Source organism: Actinoallomurus sp. NBC_01490 (assembly GCF_036227085.1).
Classification (GTDB): Bacteria; Actinomycetota; Actinomycetes; order Streptosporangiales; family Streptosporangiaceae; genus Actinoallomurus; species Actinoallomurus oryzae.
Map to the genome: position 1 here is coordinate 3,477,501 of NZ_CP109433.1, position 17,262 is coordinate 3,494,762.

At 71.3% G+C, this 17,262-nt stretch carries 17 protein-coding genes; 11 read left to right on the forward strand and 6 right to left on the reverse strand.

Going from position 1 to position 17,262, the window contains the following annotated elements; all coding sequences use genetic code 11:
• Positions 1-160: 160 nt before the first annotated feature.
• Positions 161-796: an acetamidase/formamidase family protein gene (locus OG417_RS16655; RefSeq protein WP_329256407.1), complete on the forward strand. Its 636-nt coding sequence runs from the start codon at positions 161-163 to the stop codon at positions 794-796.
• Between the two features lie 149 nt (positions 797-945).
• Positions 946-1,326, forward strand: a complete 381-nt coding sequence (locus tag OG417_RS16660; RefSeq protein ID WP_329256409.1) for an ankyrin repeat domain-containing protein — start codon at positions 946-948, stop codon at positions 1,324-1,326.
• Between the two features lie 22 nt (positions 1,327-1,348).
• On the opposite strand, the gene OG417_RS16665 is transcribed toward OG417_RS16660, so the two are convergent.
• The gene (locus OG417_RS16665; protein ID WP_329256410.1) at positions 1,349-2,305 is read right to left on the reverse strand and encodes a sigma-70 family RNA polymerase sigma factor; all 957 of its coding nucleotides are present in this window, start codon (positions 2,303-2,305) and stop codon (positions 1,349-1,351) included.
• 178 nt (positions 2,306-2,483) lie between these two features.
• The gene (locus tag OG417_RS16670) at positions 2,484-3,032 is read right to left on the reverse strand and encodes a YceI family protein (protein ID WP_329256412.1); all 549 of its coding nucleotides are present in this window, start codon (positions 3,030-3,032) and stop codon (positions 2,484-2,486) included.
• Positions 3,033-3,277: 245 nt separating this feature from the next.
• Between OG417_RS16670 and OG417_RS16675 the strand changes: the two genes are divergently transcribed.
• Positions 3,278-3,457, forward strand: coding sequence for a hypothetical protein (locus tag OG417_RS16675; protein WP_329256414.1), 180 nt, complete (start codon positions 3,278-3,280; stop codon positions 3,455-3,457).
• Between the two features lie 9 nt (positions 3,458-3,466).
• Here OG417_RS16675 and galT read toward each other — a convergent pair whose 3' ends face one another.
• Together galT and OG417_RS16685 are read right to left on the reverse strand one after the other, a co-directional pair.
• Positions 3,467-4,525, reverse strand: coding sequence for a galactose-1-phosphate uridylyltransferase (gene galT / locus OG417_RS16680; RefSeq protein ID WP_329256416.1), 1,059 nt, complete (start codon positions 4,523-4,525; stop codon positions 3,467-3,469).
• On the reverse strand, positions 4,522-5,310 hold the full coding sequence (locus OG417_RS16685; protein ID WP_329262338.1) for a DeoR/GlpR family DNA-binding transcription regulator: 789 nt from the start codon (positions 5,308-5,310) through the stop codon (positions 4,522-4,524). The genes galT and OG417_RS16685 overlap by 4 nt, the downstream gene beginning before the upstream one ends.
• A 211-nt stretch (positions 5,311-5,521) precedes the next feature.
• On the opposite strand from OG417_RS16685, the gene OG417_RS16690 reads away from it, so the two are divergent.
• The 6 genes from OG417_RS16690 (at position 5,522) to OG417_RS16715 (ending at position 14,769) form a co-directional block, all read left to right on the forward strand.
• Positions 5,522-6,568: a substrate-binding domain-containing protein gene (locus OG417_RS16690; RefSeq protein ID WP_329256418.1), complete on the forward strand. Its 1,047-nt coding sequence runs from the start codon at positions 5,522-5,524 to the stop codon at positions 6,566-6,568.
• A 216-nt stretch (positions 6,569-6,784) separates the two neighbouring features.
• Positions 6,785-8,797: an NPCBM/NEW2 domain-containing protein gene (locus OG417_RS16695; protein ID WP_329256420.1), complete on the forward strand. Its 2,013-nt coding sequence runs from the start codon at positions 6,785-6,787 to the stop codon at positions 8,795-8,797.
• A 112-nt stretch (positions 8,798-8,909) separates the two neighbouring features.
• On the forward strand, positions 8,910-10,496 hold the full coding sequence (locus OG417_RS16700; RefSeq protein ID WP_329256421.1) for a sugar ABC transporter ATP-binding protein: 1,587 nt from the start codon (positions 8,910-8,912) through the stop codon (positions 10,494-10,496).
• Positions 10,493-11,515: an ABC transporter permease gene (locus tag OG417_RS16705; RefSeq protein ID WP_329256423.1), complete on the forward strand. Its 1,023-nt coding sequence runs from the start codon at positions 10,493-10,495 to the stop codon at positions 11,513-11,515. The genes OG417_RS16700 and OG417_RS16705 overlap by 4 nt, the downstream gene beginning before the upstream one ends.
• Before the next feature lie 189 nt (positions 11,516-11,704).
• Positions 11,705-12,430, forward strand: a complete 726-nt coding sequence (locus OG417_RS16710; RefSeq protein ID WP_329256425.1) for a beta-phosphoglucomutase family hydrolase — start codon at positions 11,705-11,707, stop codon at positions 12,428-12,430.
• Positions 12,427-14,769, forward strand: a complete 2,343-nt coding sequence (locus tag OG417_RS16715; protein ID WP_329256427.1) for a glycoside hydrolase family 65 protein — start codon at positions 12,427-12,429, stop codon at positions 14,767-14,769. The genes OG417_RS16710 and OG417_RS16715 overlap by 4 nt, the downstream gene beginning before the upstream one ends.
• 68 nt (positions 14,770-14,837) lie before the next feature.
• Here the strand turns inward: OG417_RS16715 and OG417_RS16720 are convergent, their stop codons facing one another.
• Complete coding sequence (locus tag OG417_RS16720) at positions 14,838-15,293, reverse strand: DUF3515 domain-containing protein (RefSeq protein WP_329256429.1); 456 nt, start codon at positions 15,291-15,293, stop codon at positions 14,838-14,840.
• 31 nt (positions 15,294-15,324) lie between these two features.
• Complete coding sequence (locus tag OG417_RS16725; RefSeq protein WP_285571319.1) at positions 15,325-15,558, reverse strand: Lrp/AsnC family transcriptional regulator; 234 nt, start codon at positions 15,556-15,558, stop codon at positions 15,325-15,327.
• A 63-nt stretch (positions 15,559-15,621) separates the two neighbouring features.
• On the opposite strand from OG417_RS16725, the gene OG417_RS16730 reads away from it, so the two are divergent.
• Together OG417_RS16730 and OG417_RS16735 are read left to right on the forward strand one after the other, a co-directional pair.
• Positions 15,622-16,530, forward strand: a complete 909-nt coding sequence (locus OG417_RS16730) for a thiamine-phosphate kinase (protein ID WP_329262341.1) — start codon at positions 15,622-15,624, stop codon at positions 16,528-16,530.
• Between the two features lie 93 nt (positions 16,531-16,623).
• Positions 16,624-17,250 carry a cellulose binding domain-containing protein gene (locus OG417_RS16735; protein WP_329256431.1) on the forward strand — a complete coding sequence of 209 codons (627 nt, stop codon included), beginning with the start codon at positions 16,624-16,626 and terminating at the stop codon, positions 17,248-17,250.
• The last annotated feature ends 12 nt before the right edge of the window (positions 17,251-17,262 follow it).

A 17,262-nucleotide genomic window follows, 5' to 3' on the forward strand; every position in this document is an offset into this window, starting at 1 on the left:
ACGCCGTTCCCGCCCGGTTCCGGTGAAGTCCAATTGACGGGTCGTTAAAAGCCGTGAAACCGCGCTGAAACAGCCTGACGTGCAGGATTGACCCATCAGATCCGCCGAAGGCCCATTGAAAGTCCGTCAAAGGTCCGCCGACGAGAGAAGGGACCGGCACTTGCTGTTCACGCCTGCCGCGCCGATCCGGACGGTGCAGTACATCCCCGGTCACAATCGCTGGCACCCCGACATTCCGCCCGTCGCCGAGGTGATCGCCGGAGGCTCGATCCGGCTGAGCTGCCAGGGCGACGGTGTCCTGTGCGGGCCGGTCGGCGTCGTCGGTGCCGAGCCGGGCGACCTCGTCATGGTCGAGATCCTCGGCATCGGCCGCCTGGACGGGTGCTTCTCGCCCGCGGGCCATCCGGGCGTCCTCGGCTGCGCGCCCTCGCACGCGATGCTCCGCGACACGCCCGGCGACCCGGAGGGAGCGCTGCTCGGGCGCATCGCGCCCTCGTCCGCCGACCACGACCGGATCGCGGCGAGCGCCCCGCCGGTCCGCGCCTCGTGCCGGGCACTGGCGCCGCGCGCGCAGATCCTGCTGCCGGTGCACGTTCCGGGAGCCCGCATTTCAGCCGGTGACCTGCACTTCCCCGATGAGGGCGGCTGCCGGACCGAGGGCGGCCGGCTCGACCTGCGGGTGCATCTGACCAAACGCGGCATGGAGCGGTTCCAGATCACCGAGCCGGTGCTCATGCCGATCACGACCAGTTCCCTCGACGCGACGGTCGCGGGCCTGACCGTCGGAGTCGCCTGAAGCCGCGCCGGACGGCGCCGCGAATCCCCGTGTGACACCGAGGAGGTGAACGCCTAGCGAGAGCACCCAGACCGTCAGGAGGCACCTCGCCGAGGAGCGCGACTCGTCTCCCGCGCTCCTCGGCGTTCCTGCGTGGCATGCTGGAAGCGATGGACGATCCTGAGCTGGTGGAGTTCGCGACCAGGCTGTTCGGCCTCGCCCGCGAAGGCCGCACCGAGACGCTCGCCGCGTACGTCGACGCGGGCGTGCCGGCCGACCTCGCCAACGACGCGGGAGACACCCTGCTGATGCTGGCCGCCTACCATGGGCGTGCCGAGACCGTACGGGCGCTGCTCGAACGCGGCGCCGACCCCGGCCGGGCCAACGACCGCGGCCAGACACCGCTGGCCGGCGCGGTGTTCAAGAAGGAGGCCGACGTCGTACGCGCCCTGCTCGACGCGGGCGCCGACCCTCAGGCGGGCACCCCCTCGGCCGTCGACACGGCCCGGATGTTCGGCCATGAGGACTTCCTGCGGTGGTTCGGCGCGTGAGGCCGCGGCGTACGGGCGTCTCTCAGGCGGCGAGCGGCGCGTCCAGCCGCTGCGCCATCTCCCGCATCCGCCGCAGCGCCGCCAGCTCCATCTGCCGCACCCGCTCGGCGGACACGCCCAGGCGCATCGCGATCTCGCGGCGGCTGTGCTCCATGCCGTCCTCCAGGCCGTAACGCGCCCGGAGCACCACCGCCTCGCGCGGCTCCAGCCGGTCGAGCATGCCGTCGATGATCTCGAGCTGGGCGCCGGCCATCGCCTCGTCCTCGGGGGAGGGCGCGTCCTCGTCGGCCAGCAGGTCGCCCAGCGAGGTCTCCTCGTCCTCGCCGACCACGGCGTCCAGGCTCGCGGGCGTACGGTCCCAGCGGTCCAGCTCGCCGATCCGCTCGACCGGCAGGTCCAGCTCGGCGGCCAGCTCCTCGTTGGTGGGCTCGGAGCCGGTGAGCAGGACGAGTTCGCGGCGGGCCTTGCGCAGCCGGTTGACGTCGGTGTGGACGGCTCCGGGCAGGCGCACGGACCGGGAGGAGTTGGCCAGCGCACGGCCGATCGCCTGCCGGATCCACCAGGTCGCGTAGGTGGAGAACTTGAAACCACGCTGCGGGTCGAACCCCTCGACCGCCCGGATCAGGCCGATCGTGCCCTCCTGGATCAGGTCCAGCAGGCTCATTCCGTCGGTGGGGTAGCGGCGCGCGACCGAGACGACCAGGCGGAGGTTGGCCAGGATGAACCGGTCCTTGGCCGCGTCGCCGCGCGCGGCGACCTCCTCCAGCTCATCGACGGTGGCACCGTCGGGACGGGTGCCGCTGTCGAGGTGGTTGTGAGCCAGCAGCCCGGCCTCCATGGCCAGCGCGAGTTCGATCTCCTGTTCGGCCGTGAGCAGTGGTGTCGCGGCGATCTCATCCAGATAGGCGCCGAGCAGGTCGCCGTCGGCGGCACGTCCGGGCCGCCTGACACGCCTGCCGCTGTTCGTGGTCGCCGCCATGGGCCACCTCGCTCTCACGTCGGATCCCGTATGGATCAACGCCGATCTCCCCTTTGCTGTTCCGCGATACCCCGAATGTCGGCTTCGCCAACACGGAGAAGAGCACCCGGTCAGGGTGCTCTTCGTCACGCGGTCAAGGGAAAGGGCTCAGAGACCGCCCGGAGCCCCCGGCGGTCCCTCAGGCGCGGCTGGCCTGGACCTCGAGCTGGATGTCGACGTTGTCGCCCAGGAGCGCCTTTTCGCCGCCGAGCGGCACGTTGAACTCGATGCCGTACTCCTTACGGCTGATCGAGGTGGTGGCGCTGAAGCCGACGCGCGTGCCGCCCCAGGGGTCCTGGCCGGAGCCGTTGAACTCCAGGTCGAGGGTGACCGGGCGGGTGACGTCGCGGATGGTCAGGTCGCCGTCCAGGAGGTAGTCGCCGCCGTTCTCGCGGATGCCCGTGCTGACGAACCGCATGGTCGGGTGGTTGTCCAGGTCGAGGATCTCGGCGGACCGGACGTGGTTGTCACGGTCGGCGTTGCGGGTGTCGATCGACTTGATCTGGATCTCGACGGAGGTCGTCGACTCGAGAACGTTCTCGGGGATCTCGAGCGAGCCGGAGAACTCCGTGAAGGAGCCGCGGACCTTGGTCATCAGATGCCGGATCACGAACGTGACCTCACTGTGCGCGGGGTCGATGTTGTACGTGCCGGGGTTGATCCCGAGCTCACTGGCGAGGGCGGTCATGGAAGCCTCCATTGCTTGAATGTTCAACTATGGTACCGGGATTTTAGTTGAAACTTAAACCACGGGCAAGTCGTCAGGATAAGGAAGATACTGATCCGGGCCGAGCCGGGCCGGGCCCGGCTCGCAGTGGTCAACCCCGGCAGGTGGCCGGGCGATCTTCTCCTGGCCCTGCACCGGAACGTGATCGTGACCGGTCTCGCCGCGGTGTCGTCGGCGTCCTCACCGGGCTGGCCGACGCCGTCGTGGTGGCCGGGTCGGAACTCGGCTACGAGGACCTCGCGCCGATGCCGGTGCTCGTCGAGGAGGCGGGCGGCCGGGCCACCGACCTGTCCGGTGGGCCGTCGCTGTCCGGGCCGGACACCGCGGTGGTCAGCACGGGGCGGTTCCACGACGAGCTGCTCGGGCTGCTTCGCCCGCCCGGCTGAACGGCGGCTCTAGGTCGCCTCGCGCAGGCGGCGGGCGGCGTCCTCGGGGTAGATGTCGTTCACGAAGGCGCCCATGGCGGCCTCCGACCCGGCGAGGTACTTCAGCTTGTTCGCGGCGCGGCGGGTGCTGAACAGCTGGAGGTGCAGGTAGGCGAGGTCGCGGTCGGCCGTGACCGGTGCCTGGTGCCAGGCGGAGACGTAGGGCATCGGCACGCCGAACAGGCGGTCCAGGCGCTGCAGCACGTCGACGTACAGCGGGGCGAAGGCGGTGCGCTCCTCCGCCGACAGGGCGCTCAGGTCCGGCACCTTCCGGTGGGGGAACAGGTGCACCTCGAACGGCCACCGGGCCGCCTGCGGCACGAACGCCGTCCACAGGTCGTTCGCGGCCACCACGCGTGTCCCGGCGGCGCGCTCGTCCGCGAGCACGTCGGCGAACAGGTCGCCTCCGGTCTCCTCGCGGTGGGCGCGGGCGACCTGGAGCATCCGCTCGGTCCGCGGCGTGACGAAGGGATAGGCGTAGATCTGCCCGTGCGGGTGGGCGAGGGTGACGCCGATCTCCGCGCCGCGGTTCTCGAAGCAGAACACCTGCCGTACGCCGGGCAGCGTGGACAGCTCGGCCGTACGGTCGGCCCACGCCTCCATGACCGTGCCGACCTGGGCCAGGTCGAGCGTCGCGAACGACGCGTCGTGGTCGGGGGAGAAGCACACCACCTCACAGCGGCCCAGCCCCGGGACGACGCCGTCCGGGTGCTCGGGGGCGCGGCCGGAGTAGGACGGGAACCGGTTCTCGAAGACGACCACCTCGTAGTCGGCGGACGGGACCTCGGTGGGCCGGCCGGGCGTGGAGGGACAGAGCGGGCACTGGTCGCTCGGCGGCAGGTGGGTGCGGTCCTGGCGGTGCGCGGCGATCGTGACCCACTCGCCGAGCAGCCGGTCGCGGCGCAGCTCGGACGCCTGCGGGGGCGGCGGCAGCGTACGCGTGTCGACCGCGGACCGGTCGGCGTCGTCGTGCCGGTCGAAGTAGATGAGCTCGCGTCCGTCGGCGAGATGGGTGACCGTGCGTTTCACGCGTCCGCCTCGCCCGGGTCGACGGTGATCAGTTCGCCGACCTCGTCGGCGAGCTGTTTGCGCGCCTCGTCGCCGACGCCGGAGTCGGTCACGAGCACGTCGGCGTCGGACAGCCGCGCGATCGTGCTGAGCCCGACCGTGCCCCACTTGGTGTGGTCGGCCAGGACGGCGAGGCGGCGTGCCGCGCCGACCATCGCCCGGTCGGTCTCGGCCTCCATGAGGTTCGGCGTGGTGAAGCCGGCGCGCGTGCTCATGCCGTGCACGCCGAGCAGTAGCAGGTCGACGTTGAGCGCGCGGACCGCGTTGACCGCGACCGGCCCCACCAGGGCGTCGGAGGGAGTGCGGATGCCGCCGGTGAGCACGATCGTCTGGTCGGCGCGGCTCGCCCGGTAGAAGACATCGGCGATCTGGATCGAGTTCGTGACAACGGTCAGCTCCGGAACGTCGGTGAGGTGGTGGGCGAGCGTCCACGTGGTGGTGCCCGCCGAGACGGCGACCGCGGTGCCGGGCCGTACGAGCCGGGCGGCGCGGCGGGCGATGGCCTCCTTCTCCTCACGCTGGCGGACCGACTTGGCCGCGAAGCCGGGCTCTTCGGTCGAGCCCGCGCCGACCGTGGTCGCGCCGCCGTGCACCTTGGAGACCAGGCCGCGGTCGGCCAGCACCTCCAGGTCGCGCCGGATCGTCATGTCGGAGACGCCGAACTCCCGTACCAGGTCGGCGACACGGACACCGCCGTGCTGCTGGACGAGGTCCAGGATCACCTGCTGTCGCTGTTGGGCGAGCATCGTCACCTCCTCTCGGTGACCGTCCACGGCGTGAAGCGTGCCCGGAGAAACGACATATGTCAACACAGCCGCACATCGTGATGCGGCAGGTCTTGTTGGTTTGTGTTTGGAATGGTAGGAATGCGCACATCGCCTGGTAACTCGGCGGAAACATCGGGGTAACGGGACCAGGACCATCACCAGCCGACAGTTGTCAGAAAGAAGGCAGAGCATGGCCCGGATACGCAGGCCGGGAGCCGCGGTCGTCGCGCTCGGCGTCGCGGTCGCCCTCAGCCTCTCCGCCTGTTCGTCAGGCAAGGAGAGCACCGACACCAACACGGACAAGAAGGTGTCGGGGAAGATCTCCATCGCGTACCTGCAGAAGCAGGGCGACCAGCAGTACTTCATCGACGAGGCCCAGGGCGCCAAGGACAAGGCCAAGCAGCTCGGCAACGTCGACGTCAAGGTCGTCAACCTCGGCAATGACACCAACAAGGCGGTGTCGGAGACGCAGGCGGCCGTCGCCCAGAAGGCCAACGGCGTCATCATCGTGCCGCCGGACCCGGCCGTCGGCCCGCAGATCGTGCAGACGGCGGCCGCCGCGAAGGTCACTCTGCTGACCAGCGACGACCAGATCTGCAAGAACGGCCCGGACCCCTCCAAGTGCCCCAAGGACCAGCTCGTGCAGCGGGTCGGTTTCTCCGGCAGCCAGATGGGCCAGCAGGTCGGCCAGCGCGCCGGTGAGGAGTTCAAGAAGGCGGGCTGGAAGGCCTCCGACACCGCGGTGATCTCGGCCTGGAAGCAGGACGTGACCGTGTGCACCGACCGGGTGACCGCCGCGCAGACCGCGTTCGAGCAGGCCGCCGGCACCAAGGTGCAGGTCATCAAGGTCGGCACCGACAACACCCCGACCGACGCCCAGTCCAAGACCGGCGCCGTCGTCTCGGGCCACCGCTCCGTCAAGCACTGGGTCGTGTGGGGCTGCAACGACGAGAACGTCTCCGGCGCGGTCACCGCGCTGCAGAACGCCGGCTACAAGGCCGGTGACATCGACGGTGTCGGCCTCGGCGCCTACCTGGCCTGCAAGGACTGGAACTCGGGCAAGGCGACCGGCATGAAGGCCGCGCTGTTCATCAACGGCTACGACGTCGGCGGCCTCGCCGTCCAGACGATCGTGGACAACCTGCGCAACGGCAAGCCCATGCCGCAGGAGGCGTTCGCGCCGACCAAGATGGTCGACGCCTCCAACTGGAAGCAGGAAGGCGTCAAGTGCACCTGACCTGAGCGAACCGGCCGGGGAGCGCGGCGTTCTCCCCGGCCGGTCGACGCCGTCGCCCGCCGCGTCGGGCACCGGCGTCCCGCCCCTACGCCGACGATCGCGACCGGTGCGCATCCTCCGCCGCCCACCGGCCGCGTCACCCCGGGGAACGACGCGGTGCCCGGTCCATCGCGCCGGCCCCAGCAGTGCGCACACCCCCGAACGCAGGAGCAGCACATGCGCACCGTCCGTGTCCTGGTATCGGCACTCGTCGCGACCGCGGCGAGCGTCGCCGGTGCCGCCACCCTCTCCCTCGCCTCGGCCCCGCCGGCCGCCGCCCTCGACAACGGCCTCGCCCTCACACCCCAGATGGGCTTCAACAACTGGAACGCCACCCACTGTGGCGCGGACTTCAACGAGGCGATGGTCAAGAGCATCGCCGACCTGTTCGTCTCCTCCGGCCTGAAGGACGCCGGATACCAGTACGTCAACCTCGACGACTGCTGGGCCGAGCACGACCGCGACGCGAACGGCGACTACGTCCCGAACAAGACGCGGTTCCCGAACGGCATCAAGGCGGTCGCCGACTACGTGCACTCCAAGGGCCTGAAGTTCGGCATCTACACCAGCGCCGGCACCATGACCTGCGCCCAGACGATGCCCGGCTCGCTCGGGCACGAGCAGCAGGACGCCCGGCTGTTCGCGTCCTGGGGAGTGGACTACCTCAAGTACGACAACTGCAACAACCAGGGCGTCGACGCCGTCCAGCGGTACACCACGATGCGCGACGCGCTGAAGGCGACCGGCCGCCCCATCCTGTTCTCGATGTGCGAGTGGGGCGAGAACAAGCCGTGGCTGTGGGCCAAGGACGTCGGCAACTCCTGGCGCACGACCGGCGACATCGGCGACAGCTACACCAGCATGCTCGGCATCGTCCACCAGAACATGGCCCTGGCCCAGTACGCCGGGCCCGGGCACTGGAACGACCCGGACATGCTGGAGGTCGGCAACGGCGGCATGACCGACACCGAGTACCGGTCGCACTTCAGCCTCTGGGCCGAGATGGCGGCGCCGCTGCTGATCGGCACGGACCTGCGCAAGGCCTCGCCCGAGACGATGAAGATCCTTACCAACAAAGACGTGATCGCGGTCGACCAGGACACCCTCGGGGCCCAGGGCGCGCCGATCTCCACCGACGGTGGCCGGGACGTCTTCGTCAAGCCGCTCGCGAACGGCGACAAGGCCGTCGCGCTGTTCAACGAGTCGGACGGGCCGCAGCGGATCACCACGTCGGCCGGGGCGATCGGGATGCCGTCCGCGCCGGCGTACCGGGTCCGCGACCTGTGGGCGCACACCGACCGCGAGACCGCCGGCACGCTGAGCGCGATGGTCCCGGCGCACGGCACGGTGATGCTGCGGGTCGCGCGCGACCGGCGCTGGGCGGCGTACCCGCCGGCGGTGGACGCCGCGACCGACGTGCCGGTGGCATACCCCGGCGCGCGGCCGTTCGTCGAGCCCGGCACGTCGGTGACCGTGACGACGACCGCGTCGAACTTCGGCAGGCTGCCCGCGCCGCTCGTCAAGAACGACCTCGCCGCGCCGGACGGGTGGACCGTCCAGGCCACGTCGCGCAGGTCCAGCGCACTCGTCGGCTCGGGCAGGAGCTTCGCGACGACGTGGACCGTCCAGGTGCCGGCCGGCGCGAAGCCCGGCACGTACGACCTGGACACCACCGCCACGTACGAGCCGGACTCCACGGTCGCCCGGAACACCGTCCAGGTCGACGTCCTGAACGTCACGCCGCCGCCGTCCGGCACCTCCTACCTCAGCGACCTGACCTGGCTCCGCGCCGACAACTACTGGGGCCCGGTGGAGAAGGACACCAGCAACGGTGAGAAGGCCGCGGGCGACGGCCACCCGATCACCATCAACGGCACCGTGTACAAGAAGGGGCTCGGCGTGCACGCTCCGAGCACCGTCGAGTACTACACGGCCAAGAAGTGCACCTCCCTGTCGGCCGACGTCGGCGTGGACGACGAGAAGACGGCCAACGGCTCGGTGACCTTCCAGGTCTGGGCGGACGGCACGAAGGTCGCCGACAGCGGCCTGCTCACGACCGCCGATCCGGCCGCACATCTGACCGCCGACGTCGGCGGGGCGACGCTCGTCCGCCTCATCGTCACCGACGGCGGCAACGGCACCGACAGCGACCACGCGGACTGGGCCGACGCCCGGCTCACCTGCACCTGACCCACCCGGCGGGGCGGCTCACGGGCCGCCCCGCCACGACACGAAGGCCTGCCATGACCGAGCGGAGCGACGGAATCGAGGACACGGTCATGAGGCCGACGAAGGAGATCTCGTGACCGAGCGAGACGAGGGAATCGAAGACACGGCCCCAGCCGTCACACCCTCCGACAACAAAGGGCTCGTGACAGAGTTGCGCGTCGCGGGGATCTCCAAACGGTTCGCCGGCGTACGGGCCCTGAACGACGTCACGCTGGACTTCGCCGGCGGGGCGGTGACCGCCCTCATGGGCGAGAACGGCGCCGGGAAGTCCACCCTCATCAAGATCATCAACGGCGACTACCTGCCGGACGAGGGAGAGATCATCCTCGACGGCGAGCCGCTGAACCTGCACTCTCCCGCCGACGCGCGGCACGCCGGCATCCGTGTCATCCCGCAGGAGCCCGAGATCGTGCCGCACGTCTCGGTGGCCGAGAACGTCTACCTCGGCACGCTGCCCCGCCGGGCCGGCCGCGCCCTCGACCGCGCCACCCTCAACCGGCGCGTACGCGCCGACCTCGAACGCCTGGGCTTCGAGCGGGTCATCGACCCGGACACCCTCGGCTCCCGCCTCACCCCCGCGCAGCGCCAGCTGGTGGAGATCCTGCGGGCGCTGACCACGGACGCGAAGGTGATCGCGTTCGACGAGCCGACGTCGTCGCTGTCGGAGCACGAGGTCGAGGCGCTGTTCGCGCTGATCCGCCGGCTGCGCGAGGACGGCCTGGCCGTCATCTACGTCTCGCACCGGATGCAGGAGATCTTCCAGCTCGCCGACCACATCGCGGTGCTGCGCGACGGCGGCCTGGTCGGGGTGCGCGAGGCGGCCGAGACCGACGAGAACGAGATCGTGCGGATGATGGTCGGCCGCGACCTGTCGGCCATGTTCTCCCGTGAGCACTCCGCCACCGGCGACGTCGTACTGCAGGTCGACGACCTCACCAGTGACGACGTGCGGGACATCAGCTTCACCGTGCACGCCGGCGAGGTGGTGGCCCTCGCCGGTCTGGTCGGCGCGGGCCGCTCCGAACTCGCGGGGGCGCTGGTCGGCGATCTGCCGATCCGCTCCGGGGAGGTGCGGGTCGAGGGCCGGCGCGTGCGGCTACGGCAGCCGAGCGACGCCGTACGGGCCGGCATGGGCTACGCCCCGGAGGAGCGCAAGGCCCAGGCGCTGCTGCTCGAACGCTCGGTGCGCGACAACACCTCCCTCGTGGTGCTGGACCGGCTGCGCCGCCTCCGCTTCGTCAGACGCGCCGAAGAGCGCCGGCTGACCCGGGAGTACGTCGACCGGCTCAACGTGCGCACGCCCGACATCGAGCACGAGGTGCGCAAGCTGTCCGGCGGCAACCAGCAGAAGGTCGTGCTCGCCCGCTGGCTGGCCCGCAAGCCGAAGGTGCTCATCCTCGACGAGCCCACCCGCGGCATCGACGTGGGCGCCAAGGCCGAGATCTACCACCTCATCGACGACCTCGCCCGCTCGGGCGTGGCCGTCCTCGTCATCTCGTCCGAGCTCCCCGAGGTGCTCGGACTGGCCGATCGCATCATCGTCATGCAGAACGGCCGCATCACCGGCGAACTCGACCGGGCCGACGCTTCCGAGGAGGCCATTCTCGGCCTCGCCATGGCGGAGGACCTGACCACGTCGCTATCGGAGGGACAGCAATGACAACCGCCACCCGCGAGCCGGTGGACACGCCGCCGAAGGAGGCGGCGCCGCGCCGCGTCCTGAGCACGGTCGGGCCGCAGAACATCAGCCTCATCGGCGCGCTCATCGTCGTCGTCGCGATCTTCACCTGGCTGAACTCCGGCTACCTCACCTGGAACAACATCCAGGTGATCGGCGAGGCCGCGACCGTGGCCGGGCTGCTGGCCGTGGTCCAGACGGTTGTGATCATCTGTGGCGCGATGGACATCTCCGTCGGCTCGCAGACCGGCGTCGCCTCGGTCATCTCCGCGATGGCCTTCATGTCGACCGGGCACAACCCGTTCCTCGGGATGGCCGCCGCGGTCGTGCTGGGCATCGTGATCGGCGTGGTGAACGGCCTGATCATCGTGTACGGCCGGGTCAACCCGGTCATCGCGACGCTGGCCGGGCTCGCCGCCTACAAGGGCGTCGCCCAGCTCATCTCCGGCGGCCGGGCGCAGGGCTTCGTCCTGGGCGACGACCTGTTCATCTTCATCGCCCGCGGCCGGATCGCCGGGATCCCGGTGCAGGTCTGGATCCTGATCGTGGTCGCCGTCCTCGTCCACCTGATGCTCAAGTACACCGACATCGGGCGCAACGTCTACGCGATCGGCGGCAACGACACCGCCGCGCGCCTGGCCGGGATCAACATCAACAAGTACCTCATCGCGGTGTACGCGCTCGCGGGCATCGTCTCGGCCGTGGCCGGCATCGTGCTGACCGCGCGCACCGGGTCGGGCCAGCCGACCAGCGGCAGCGAGGGGCTGGAGCTCCAGTCGATCACCGCCGCGGCCCTCGGCGGCTGCGCGCTCAAGGGCGGCAAGGGCGGCATCGGCGGCACCCTGCTGGCGGTGCTGCTCCTCGGCGCCCTGAACAACGGCCTCAACGTCGTGGGCGTCAACACGTTCTGGCAGAACGTCGCCCAGGGCGCGCTCCTGGTCGTCGCGGTCATCATCCAGCAGCGCCGCAGCGGGGAGCGCGCGGTCGGCCTGCCGACCTGAGCACCCGCGCCCGTTCCTCGAAGAACGCCCGGAACCCCGTGCCCGCCGCTCGCGACGGTGAGGGTTCCGGGCGGTCGCTCGAAGCCGGCGCGCCGCCGTACGCGCGCGCTCCAAGGCACCGGGGCACCGGCGATTGACACGGCCCCATGGGGTAAGCATGTGTCGTTCGCCGATACCGGGGAGGAACACGTGCTCGGACTGCCGGAGGCCGCCACGGCGTGCCTGTTCGACATGGACGGGGTGCTGACCCGTACCGCCACCGTCCACGCCGCGGCGTGGAAGCAGATGTTCGACGACTTCCTCCGCGAGCGTGAGGGCGAGGGCTTCACGCCGTTCGACCCGGTGGCCGACTACGACGAGTACGTGGACGGCAAGCGGCGCGAGGACGGCACCCGCTCGTTCCTGGAGTCGCGCGGCATCGAGCTGCCCGAGGGGTCGCCGGACGATCCGCCGAGTGCGTCCACGATCAACGGGCTGAGCGCGCGCAAGAACGCACTGGTGCTGGAGAAGCTGCGCGAGCACGGTGTGGAGGTGTACCCCGGGTCGATCCGCTACGTCCGCGCCGCGCGGGACGCCGGGCTGAAGACCGCGGTCGTCTCCTCCAGCGCCAACACCGCCCAGATCCTCGACGCGGCGGGCATCGCCGACCTGTTCGACGCGCGCGTCGACGGCCTGACCGCCAAGGAGCGCGGGCTGGCCGGAAAGCCGGCGCCCGACATGTTCCTCGCCGGGGCGGAGTCCCTCGGCGTGCCGGCGTCGGCGGCCGTGGTGTTCGAGGACGCCCTGGCGGGCGTGGAGGCCGGCCGGGCGGGCGGTTTCGCGCACGTGGTCGGCGTGGACCGCGTCGGCCAGGCGGAGGCGCTGAGGCGTCACGGGGCGCACGTCGTCGTCAAGGACCTGGAGGAGCTGCTTTGATCAAGCAGGCCGCGTACGCCGTCGAGCCGTGGTGTGTCCGCGAGCAGGAGCTGAACCTCGACACGCTCGCGCAGAGCGAGTCGGTGTTCGCCCTGTCCAACGGCCACGTCGGGCTGCGCGGCAACCTCGACGAGGGAGAGCCGCACGGGCTGCCGGGCACCTACCTCAACTCGGTCTACGAGCTGCGGCCGCTGCCGTACGCCGAGGCCGGCTACGGGTATCCCGAGTCCGGGCAGACGGTCATCAACGTCACCAACGGCAAGCTGTTCCGGCTGCTGGTCAACGATGAGCCGTTCGACGTCCGGTACGGCGAGCTGCGCTCGCACGAACGCCTGCTGGACCTGCGGGCCGGCACGCTGACGCGCAAGGCCGAATGGACCTCCCCGGCCGACGACACCGTGCGCGTGACCTCCGTCCGTCTCGTCTCCCTCGTGCAGCGCGCCGTCGCGGCGATCTGCTACGAGGTCGAGGCGGTCGACCAGCCGGTGCGCATCGTCGTGCAGTCGGAGCTGGTCGCCAACGAGACGCTGCCGACGGCGGGCAAGGACCCGCGCGCCGCGGCGTCCCTCGAGTCCCCCCTCGCCCCCGAGGAGTGCGCCGCCACCGACCAGAGCGTCGTCATGGTGCACTGCACCCGGGAGAGCGGCCTGCGCGTCGGCGCCGCGATGGGCCACGAGATCGACTGCCCCGACGGCACGATCGACACGGGGGTCCTCAACGACGTCGGCCGCGTCACGGTCGCCACGCGCCTGGAGCCGGGCCGGCGGCTGCGCATCATCAAGTACCTGGCCTACGGCTGGTCCAGCCAGCGGTCGCGGCCCGCCCTGCACGACCAGGTCATCGCCGCCCTGGCGGCGGCGAGGCTCACCGGCTGGGACGGGCTGCTGCGTGAGCAGCGGGAGTACCTCGACGACTTCTGGGCGGGGGCCGACGTCGAGGTCGACGGCGACGCCGAGGTGCAGCAGGCGGTGCGCTTCGCGCTGTTCCACGTCCTGCAGGCCGGGGCGCGGGGCGAGCGCCGCCCCATCGCCGCCAAGGGCCTGACCGGGCCCGGGTACGACGGCCACACGTTCTGGGACACCGAGTCGTTCGTCCTGCCCGTGCTCACCTTCACCCAGCCGCGCGCCGTCGCGGACGCGCTGCGGTGGCGGCACTCGACGCTCGACAACGCCCGGGCGCGCGCCCGGCAGCTCGGGCTGGAGGGGGCCACCTTCCCGTGGCGCACGATCCAGGGCGACGAGTGCTCCGGGTACTGGCCGGCCGGCACGGCGGCGTTCCACATCGGCGCCGACATCGCCTACGCGGTCGTGCGCTACCTGTCGGCCACCGGCGACGAGGCGTTCGCCCGCGACTACGGCCTCGAACTGCTGGTGGAGACCGCGCGGCTGTGGCGTAGCCTCGGCCACCACGACGCCCAGGGGCGCTTCCGCATCGACGGCGTGACCGGGCCGGATGAGTACAGCGCGCTCGCCGACAACAACGTCTACACCAACCTCATGGCCCAGCGGAACCTCCAGGCCGCCGCCGACCTGGCCGAACGCCACCCGGAGCAGGCCGAACGCCTCGGCGTGACCGACGAGGAGACCGCGTCCTGGCGCGACGCGGCGGCCGACATGTACATCCCGTACGACCGGCGGCTCCAGGTGCACCCGCAGAGCGAGGGCTTCACCGAGCACGCGCCGTGGGACTTCGAGTCCACCGGGCCGGACCAGTACCCGCTGATGCTGAACTTCCCCTACTTCGACATCTACCGCAAGCAGGTCGTCAAGCAGGCGGATCTCGTGCTCGCCATGCACCTGCGCGGCGACGCCTTCACCCCGGAGCAGAAGGCGCGCAACTTCGCCTACTACGAGGCACTGACGGTCCGGGACTCGTCGCTGTCGGCCTGCACCCAGGCGGTGATGGCGGCCGAGACCGGCCATCTCGACCTGGCCCACGACTACCTGGGCGAGGCCGCGCTGATGGACCTGGACGACCTGGAGCACAACACGCGCGACGGGCTGCACATCGCCTCCCTCGCCGGCGCCTGGACCGCCCTGGTCGGCGGCCTCGGCGGGATGCGGGTGGACGACGACACGCTCGCGTTCACCCCGCGGCTGCCCGGCGGCATCACCCGGCTGGCCTTCCGCGTGCGGTACCGCGGACGCCGGCTGAAGGTCACCGTCACCGCGCACCAGGCCGTGTACGAGCTGCTCGACGGCGACCCGCTGGAGATCACCCACGGCGGCGAGCGCGTGGCGCTGGACGGCGGAGCGGTCAGCCGCCCGGTGACGCCGCCGCCGATCCGGCCCACGCCCACGCAGCCGCGCGGGCGCGCGCCCCGGCGCCGCGGGGAGTGATCACAGGGAGCCGTCGGGCTCGGCGGCGAGCGCCGTCTTGATCGGGCCGGCCGGCTCGAGGGGAGCGATCACAGGGTGCCGTCGGGGTTGGCGGGGACCGCCGTCTTGATCGGGCCGGCCAGCTCGATCAGCACGTCGCCCGGCGGCTCGTACGCCCCGGGCACGGTCACCTCGACGTACGCCCGGCGTCCGACGGCGGTGAACGTGACCGGGCGGTCGGCGGGCACCGGCAGCCAGTTGACGCCGTTGACCACCACCAGCTGCGAGGTGGGCTTCAGCGCGGTGGGCCGGGGTACGCCGCAGCGCACCACGATCGCGGGCGAGCCCCAGGCCGTGACGAGCGGCGACTTCGGCGACGTGGCGCGCCGGGACTTGCCGTGGACCTTCGCGGGCAGCCGGTCACGGAGGCTCCGGCACACGGACGCGATCGCCGCGGGCGGTCGCGGCACGGGGACCTCGACGGCTCCGGTGCCGCACCCGGTGAGCAGGAGCAGCACACCGCCCGCCGTCAGAGCGCGTCTCATGGTGCAGACTGACGGCGGGAGGGACACCGGCTCAGATGTGGACGATGGGGCAGGTCAGTGTGCGCGTGATCCCCTCCACCGACTGGATCGACGCGACGACGAGCTTGCCCAGCTCGTCGACGTTGTTCGCCTCGGCTCGGACGATGACGTCGTACGGGCCGGTGACGTCTTCGGCCAGGGTCACGCCCGGGATGCCGGAGATCTCACCGGCCACCTCGGCGGCCTTGCCGACCTCGGTCTGGATGAGGATGTAGGCCTGCACCATCACGTCCTCCCTGGGACAGCCAATCTGACGGTCACCGTACCGTGTCTTCACTGGAGGTGGGTCATCACCGTCGGCGAACTCGGCGAGTTCGGAATCATCGCACGGATCACCGCGCGTCTCGCACCCGGCCCCGCCGTAGAGCTGGGACCAGGCGACGACGCCGCGATCGTCGCCGCGCCGGGCGGCCGGGTGGTCGCGACCACCGACGTGCTGGTCGAGGGGCGTCACTTCCGCCGCGACTGGTCACCGCCGTACGACATCGGCCGCAAGGCGGCCGCCCAGAATCTCGCCGACGTGGTCGCGATGGGCGCCCGGCCGACCGCCCTGCTCGTGGGCCTCGGCGTTCCTCCCGACACCGACGTCGCCTGGGTGGAGGCCCTGTGCGACGGGATGCGCGACGAGTCGGCGCAGGTCGAGGCGTCGATCGCGGGCGGCGACATCGTCCGCGCCGACACCGTGCTGATCTCCGTGACAGCCCTGGGCGCGCTGGACGGCCCGCCGCTCACCCGCGCGGGCGCGCGTCCCGGCGACGTCGTCGCGGTCTGCGGGCGGCTCGGCCACGCGCAGGCCGGCGTCGAGCTGCTCGAGCGCGGGCTGCGCGAGCCGGCCGCCCTGGTCGGCGCCCACCGCCGCCCACGCCCGCCGTACGCCGCGGCCCTGCGCGCCCGTGAGCTCGGGGCCACGGCGATGCTCGACGTCAGCGACGGCCTCGTCCAGGACCTCGGGCACATCGCCGAGGCGAGCGGCGTACGGATCGAGCTCGTCGGCGACGCGGTGCCCGGTCCGCCCGTGCCGGACGCGCGGCGGCTGGCGCTCACGGGTGGTGAAGATCACGCATTCGCCGCGACGTTTCCGCAGGAGGCGGCGCTACCCGCGGAATGGCAGGTCATCGGACGTGCGGTCGCCGGACCCGCGGGCGTCACGGTGGACGGACGGCCGTACGGAGCCGGCGGATGGGACCACTTTCACTAACCAGATGGAACAGTTCTCCCTGTTGACGCCCCTCGTCTGGTAGGCATGACTGGTGTGCTTTTGGTATACATCCCGAGACCGGAGAGGGACGGGATGGGACGACACACCAAAGACGTGGAAGACGGCGTTCCTGAGGAGGACGGCCCTCACCGGTACGGGAGGGTCGGCAAGGTGCCGCTCCTGCCGGCGGTCGCCGGTGTCGTGGCGATCGGTGCGATCGTATCCGCGCTCAGCACCCAGCAGATCTCACTGAACTTCGCCGGCGGGCCGCCGCCACCGGGCGACCGGGCGACGCAGCCGCAGGTCAGCGACTCGGCCTCGCCTCAGGACCGGAGCCGCCGCACGGCGCGCGACGGTGACTCCTCGCTCCTCCCGCGCGCGGGCGGCAGCCCGCGGGCGAGCCGGGGGAGCGGGCGAAAGACGGTCACCGTCTCCTACCGCACCCTCACGACGGGGGCGACCGGATTCCGCGGCCAGGTGACCATCACCAACCACGCGAGCACCTCGGTGCGGGGCTGGACGCTCGTCCTGCGATACTCGCGGGCCCAGATCCTGTCGGCGTGGGATGTGAAGGTGGTCCGCCGGGGCACGACCCTCGTCGCGGACAACCCCGCCGGCCACCCGTACATCGCCCCCGGAAAGTCGGTCAAGGTGTCCTTCGTCGCCACCGGGACCGCCGGCCGGCCGTCCGGCTGCTCGTTCAACGGAAGCTCCTGCTGAGCGCCGTACGCT

Coding starts and splice junctions, on each gene's coding strand:
- OG417_RS16660 (WP_329256409.1), top strand. CDS start 946: ATGGACGATCCTGAGCTGGTGGAGTTCGCGACCAGGCTGTTCGGCCTC.
- OG417_RS16735 (WP_329256431.1), top strand. CDS start 16,624: ATGGGACGACACACCAAAGACGTGGAAGACGGCGTTCCTGAGGAGGAC.
- OG417_RS16685 (WP_329262338.1), bottom strand. CDS start 5,310: ATGCTCGCCCAACAGCGACAGCAGGTGATCCTGGACCTCGTCCAGCAG.
- OG417_RS16720 (WP_329256429.1), bottom strand. CDS start 15,293: ATGAGACGCGCTCTGACGGCGGGCGGTGTGCTGCTCCTGCTCACCGGG.
- OG417_RS16705 (WP_329256423.1), top strand. CDS start 10,493: ATGACAACCGCCACCCGCGAGCCGGTGGACACGCCGCCGAAGGAGGCG.
- OG417_RS16695 (WP_329256420.1), top strand. CDS start 6,785: ATGCGCACCGTCCGTGTCCTGGTATCGGCACTCGTCGCGACCGCGGCG.
- OG417_RS16690 (WP_329256418.1), top strand. CDS start 5,522: ATGGCCCGGATACGCAGGCCGGGAGCCGCGGTCGTCGCGCTCGGCGTC.
- OG417_RS16725 (WP_285571319.1), bottom strand. CDS start 15,558: ATGGTGCAGGCCTACATCCTCATCCAGACCGAGGTCGGCAAGGCCGCC.
- OG417_RS16665 (WP_329256410.1), bottom strand. CDS start 2,305: ATGGCGGCGACCACGAACAGCGGCAGGCGTGTCAGGCGGCCCGGACGT.
- OG417_RS16670 (WP_329256412.1), bottom strand. CDS start 3,032: ATGACCGCCCTCGCCAGTGAGCTCGGGATCAACCCCGGCACGTACAAC.